The following is a 2,293-nucleotide window of genomic DNA, read 5'->3' as shown; positions in this document are numbered from 1 at the left end:
TCCTTTTCGGCGTCTTTGATGTCTCGGCCGGCGGCAATGGCGGCGGCTTTGACGCGGGCGTGGGTGGCGTTGTAGGCGTCGTTGCGGGCTTTTTCGACCGGGGCTTGGCGCAGGGCGGCTTCGTGGGTCTCAACGGCGCCCCGGGCGTCTTGGACCTTGGCGGCCTGGCTCTCTTTGCCGGCGATGTAGGCTTTCTCGCCAATGTTGCCGCGGTTGGTTTGCTCGACGGTGCGGGCGGCAGCGGCCCGGGCGGCGTTGCGGGAGGCGGCGGGGAGGGTGGTGAGCAGGTCGCGGGCTTGGTCTTCATTGAGGGCGCCGGCGGTACCGGCGGTGCGGCTGACGAGGTCGGCGACGGCCTGTTCGGTGATTTGGGCGTCGAGGGCGGTTTGGATGCCCTGGGCGGTCTTGACTTGTTCGCGGGTGGCAAAGGCGGCGGCTTGGCCGGCCTGGGTGCCAACGGCGCTCAGTTCGCGGGTGCGCAGGGAGGCTTCGGCCTGGCGGCGGAGGGCCTGGGGGGAGAGGGTCAGGGGGCGGCCGGTCTTGGCAAAGTAGTCGGCTTGGAGGCGTTGCTGTTCGTCGACCAGGCTTTGCTCGATTTCCCGGGCGCCACCCTGGTCGGTAGCGGCCTCGGTGCGGGCAGCGCGTTCGCCGGCGGTGCGGGCGGAGCGGTCGGCGGCGTCGAGGCGGCGGGTGCGGATGGCGGCCGCGGCTTGGTCGTGGGCGGCTACGGCGGCGGCGCCGCCGAGGCGCTTTTGGGCGGCCAGCGCGGGGGTGGTGCGGATCTCTTCGTCAATGGCGGCTTCGAGCTCGCCCACTTTGCCGGCATCCTCGCCGTAGCCGCGGGTGGTGGTGCGTTCGGTGGCGGCGGTCTCGAGGCGGGAGGTGTTGGCGAGCTGGGTAGCCCGGAGCTCGCTGGCGCTGGGGGGACGACCGCCGGTAGCGGTAGCGGCAGCCTGGGCGCGGACCAGGGCGGCCTCGTCGCCGCTGACGACGCCGCGTTCGGTGCCAAAGGCCTTGGCCTGAGCTAGGCCGCGGGTGCTGGCAGTGGCGGAGATGGTGCGGGCCGCGGCGGCGGCGTTGGCGGCGCCGGAGCCGACGAGCAGCTGGTCTTTGCTAGCGGCGTCGGCCATGGCGCGCTCGGTAGCGGCCAGTTCGCCCTGGGCCTTGGCAAAGGTCTGGGAGGCATTGAAGCGGCCGACGGTTTGCTGGCGCTGGCGGATGCGGGCTTGGGCCTGGTCGTAGGCGGCGGTTTGGGCGGCGGCGGGCAGGGCGGCAAAGTCGGTGCGGGCCTTCTCGAGGGGGAGGCGGTTGCGGCTGGCAAAGTCGACCACGGCCTGGTCGTGGACTTGACCGGCGTCGGCGTCGAGGATGCCGGCGTGCTTTTGGCGGGCGTCAATAATAGCTTGGCGGTTGCCGAGCCGGGTGCCGGCCAGGATTTGGCCGGCGGCTTCGGGCCCGCCGGCCTCTTGTTCGACGCGGCTGTACTCTTGGTCGGTGCCCTCTTTGGCAATGGCGTCGACGCGGCCTTTGGAGGCGCCGGCGGCGAGGGTGTTGCGCAGGCGGAGGCGGCGGGCCATGTCAACGGTCATGGGGCGCCCGGCGGCGGCGCGTTGGAGCTCGGTGTTGAGGTCGGCCTCGCCGGCGTTTACGGCATTGACGTCGATTTCTTGCTGGAGGGCTTTTTTGCCCGTGTTGGTGATGGTGGCAGCGGCGAGGTTGTTCATGCGCAGGGCGTGGGCGGCGTCAATGGTGGCCTTATGGGCGTCGGCGGGCAGGGCGGCGAGATGGTCGTGGGCGGCGTCTTCGCTCATTCCGGTGGCGACGAGGCTGGCGACGGCTTGGTTGTAGTCGAGGTCGTGACCGGCCTGGACCCCGCCGCTCAAGGTGGCGCGTTCGATGCGGCCGGCTTCTTCGCCGTGCTCGATGCCGTGCTCGATGAGGTGGTCGAGGCTTTGGGGGTTGTCTCTTCTGGCCCGGTTTTGGCCAATGGCAGCGGAGTGTTTGGCGGCCTGACCGCGGAAGGCGGCTTCTTCTTCCGCCTGGTAGAGTTCGAGGTTGTTGGCGGCTTGGCCGGCGGGGCCGAGCTTGCGGGCGTTGCGCACACGGCCCTCGCGCATGGCGCGGTCGGAGCGCTTCTTGTCTTGGGCGAGGAGGGTTTCGGCGGCTAAGCGGTCGCCGGCGTCTTCTGAGGGGAGGCCCTCCTTGGAGTTGCGAAGGTTGGCCTCGGTGATGCCCTTTTCGCCCATGGCTTTGGCGTAGGCTTGCTCGCGGCGGAGGTCGGCGGATTCGTTGG

1 protein-coding gene is annotated in these 2,293 nt (G+C 70.6%); it reads right to left on the bottom strand.

From position 1 onward, the window contains the following. Positions 1-2,293, bottom strand: a 2,293-nt coding sequence (locus VMT30_03565) for a hypothetical protein (GenBank protein HVQ44018.1), incomplete at both ends; no start/stop codon positions are given.

This window comes from Candidatus Saccharimonadia bacterium, from assembly GCA_035544015.1.
Taxonomy (GTDB): Bacteria; Patescibacteriota; Saccharimonadia; order UBA4664; family UBA4664; genus UBA5169.
Note: the sequence above shows the minus strand (reverse complement) of the source record. Positions and strands in the feature narration are given on the sequence as shown.